Origin of the sequence: Noviherbaspirillum massiliense JC206 (assembly GCF_000312045.1) — a bacterium.
In the GTDB taxonomy this organism is placed as follows: domain Bacteria; phylum Pseudomonadota; class Gammaproteobacteria; order Burkholderiales; family Burkholderiaceae_D; genus Noviherbaspirillum; species Noviherbaspirillum massiliense.
In genome coordinates this window covers 1031395-1034233 of the sequence record NZ_HE978635.1, presented here as the reverse complement: position 1 = coordinate 1034233, position 2839 = coordinate 1031395, and the positions used below count along the sequence as shown (strand labels likewise).

Here is a 2839-nt window from a genome sequence, read left to right as displayed (position 1 = left end):
GTGACGCGGGCCACGGCTGGCGACGACTGGGAAGAGTTTTGATCCGCCTGCATCGCATGCCGGGCGCGCACACCGCACCCGCCCTTGTCCCTCCAGCCCGCCTGGCGGGAGGAGTCGCCGCCCCTTTTTTCGAGATCAGCACATGAACATGCCACTGCAGCAAGAACAAGCCAATCTGGTGGAAGCCCTGGCCTTCACCCTGGGCAAGGAAGAATACGGGATCGACATCCTGAAGGTGCAGGAAATCCGCGGCTATGAAGCGGTGACCCGGATTGCCAACGCGCCGGACTATATCAAGGGCGTGATCAACCTGCGCGGGGTGATCGTGCCGATCGTCGACATGCGCATCAAGTTCAATCTCGGCACCCCGACCTATGACCAGTTCACGGTGGTCATCATCCTCAACCTGGGCAGCCGGGTGGTGGGCATGGTGGTCGACAGCGTCTCGGACGTGATCACGCTGACGCCGGAGCAAGTCAAGCCGGCACCGGCCATGGGCACGGCGCTGAACACCGATTATTTGGTGGGGCTGGGCACGATCGACGAGCGCATGCTGATCCTGGTCGACATCGACAAGCTGATGGCGAGCGAGGAGATGGGATTGATTGAAAAACTGGCGGCCTGAAAAGGGAGGGACGCACCATGCTGAAAAACCTGAGCATCAAATTCCGGCTGATCTTCGTACTCAGCTTCCTGTCCTTCCTGCTGGTGGCAGGCGGCGTCATTGGCATCGTCAGCCTGAGTGTCGCCAATGATGCGATGAAAACGCTCTACGAGGACCGTATGATCCCCGTGGGACAGCTCGGCCAGATTGCCGACCTGCTGGACACGAACCAGCTGATCGTCGCCAAGGCGCTGACCGACGAGCCGGATGAAGCAGCGCGGCTCATGGCCTCAGTCGAAGCCAATCTGCAAAAGACGAACAAGGTATGGGAGCGCTACATGGCGACCTACCTGACTCCGGAAGAAAAGCAGCTTGCCGACAAGTTCGCCGCAAGCCGGAAAAAATTCACGGACGAAGCCCTGGTGCTCGCTGTGACGGCCATCCGCACCGGGCAAATACCTGACGCGCACACGATCGTGCACGAAGACATGGAAAAGCTGTACGCCCCGGTCAAGGAAGGCATCACCAAGCTGATCCAGCTCCAGATGGAGGTGGCCAGGACCCAGTTCGAATCCTCGCAGACCGCCTATCACCTGGTGCGCAACAGCTGCATCGCCGGCATCCTGTTCGGACTGGTGCTCGCACTCGTGATCGGCGTCCGGCTCGTGACCGGCATTACCCGTCCGCTCAACAAGGCCGTCAAGGTTGCCGCTGCCGTCGCTGCCGGCGACCTCACACACCGCATCGAAGTGCGCAGGCAGGATGAAACCGGCCAGTTGCTGCAGGCGCTGAAAGACATGAACAGCGGCCTGTCACGCATGGTGAGCATGGTGCGCACCGGTACCGATACGATTGCCACGGCATCGAGTCAGATCGCCGCCGGCAATCATGATTTGTCGTCGCGCACCGAACAGCAAGCCAGCTCGCTCGAAGAAACCGCCTCGTCGATGGAAGAGCTCACGTCGACGGTCAAGCAAAACGCCGACAATGCGCGCCAGGCGAACCAGCTGGCCGTGTCCGCATCCGGCGTCGCCGTCAAGGGCGGACAAGTGGTGGCGCAAGTGGTCGATACCATGCAAGCCATTCACGCGGCCTCGAAAAAGATCGTCGACATCATCGGCGTGATCGATGGGATCGCTTTCCAGACCAATATCCTGGCACTGAATGCCGCAGTGGAAGCGGCGCGCGCCGGCGAACAGGGACGCGGCTTTGCCGTGGTGGCCTCCGAAGTGCGCACTCTGGCGCAACGTTCGGCCGCCGCAGCCAAGGAAATCAAGGTCTTGATCGATGACTCGGTGCACAAGGTCGATGAAGGCAGCCAGCTGGTCACGCAAGCCGGGTCGACCATGGACGAGATCGTCGACAGCGTCCAAAAGGTGACCGACATCATGGGCGAAATTCTCGCTGCCACTCAGGAACAGAGTGCCGGCATCGAACAGGTCAACCAGGCCATCGGCCAGATGGACCAGGTCACGCAGCAAAATGCCGCCCTGGTGGAAGAGGCGGCAGCGGCGGCAGCTTCCATGCAGGAGCAGGCAGAGAACCTGGCGCAATCGGTGTCCGTATTCCGCGTGGAAGGCCAGCATGAGTCGCCGGCCTCAGCAATTTTCCCCGAGCAAGGACTGCTAGCACGCAGCTAGAGCGTTTGCTGCAGCCACGCAGGTCATCCGGCGAATCTCATCAAGAAGGGCAGCAGAATGAAAGTTTCGAACTTGAAGATCGGCACCCGCCTCGGCCTTGGTTTTGCGGCGGTACTGGTACTGGCGACCATCCTGGCCGTGATCGGCATCGCGAAGCTGCAGGACGTTGCCCGGGCCACGGAAGAGATGGATGTTGCGATCCATAAGGCCCGGCTCAGCGAGAAATGGTACGCAGGGAGTGTGACCAACGATGCGCTGACCGAGGCCAGGCTGAGGGCAAGGGATGCCAGCGACGATCAGGCCATCCTTGCCCGGATGAAGGCGAGAAGCGCGGAAATCTCGAAGGTCCAGGAAGAGTTGAAGTCCCTGATCACGACCGAAGAAGGCGAGAAGCTGATCGCCACGATTGCCGACAAGCGCAAGACGTACATGGACATCCGGAACCAGGTCTTTGCGCTCAGGGATAGCGCGGGCACGGACCCGGCGCAGATCAAGGCTTTCGTTGAGAGCAAGATGGCCCCGGCCATGGGGGCATATCACCAATCGATCATGCACCTGGTCACTTGGCAGGACCACATTTCCGATGAAGCGAAAG

At 60.7% G+C, this 2839-nt stretch carries 3 protein-coding genes; all 3 read left to right on the top strand.

Going from position 1 to position 2839, the window contains the following annotated elements:
- Positions 1-142 precede the first annotated feature (142 nt).
- On the top strand, positions 143-625 hold the full coding sequence (locus HGHM_RS20280) for a chemotaxis protein CheW (protein ID WP_019143414.1): 483 nt from the start codon (positions 143-145) through the stop codon (positions 623-625).
- Positions 626-642: 17 nt separating this feature from the next.
- Positions 643-2244: a methyl-accepting chemotaxis protein gene (locus tag HGHM_RS20275; RefSeq protein WP_019143413.1), complete on the top strand. Its 1602-nt coding sequence runs from the start codon at positions 643-645 to the stop codon at positions 2242-2244.
- A 57-nt stretch (positions 2245-2301) separates the two neighbouring features.
- Positions 2302-2839, top strand: a 538-nt coding sequence (locus HGHM_RS22095) for an MCP four helix bundle domain-containing protein (RefSeq protein WP_034349240.1), incomplete at its 3' end; no start/stop codon positions are given.

Excerpts from the sequence above, each read along its gene's own strand:
- HGHM_RS20280 (WP_019143414.1), top strand. The coding sequence starts at position 143 with ATGAACATGCCACTGCAGCAAGAACAAGCCAATCTGGTGGAAGCCCTG.
- HGHM_RS20275 (WP_019143413.1), top strand. The coding sequence starts at position 643 with ATGCTGAAAAACCTGAGCATCAAATTCCGGCTGATCTTCGTACTCAGC.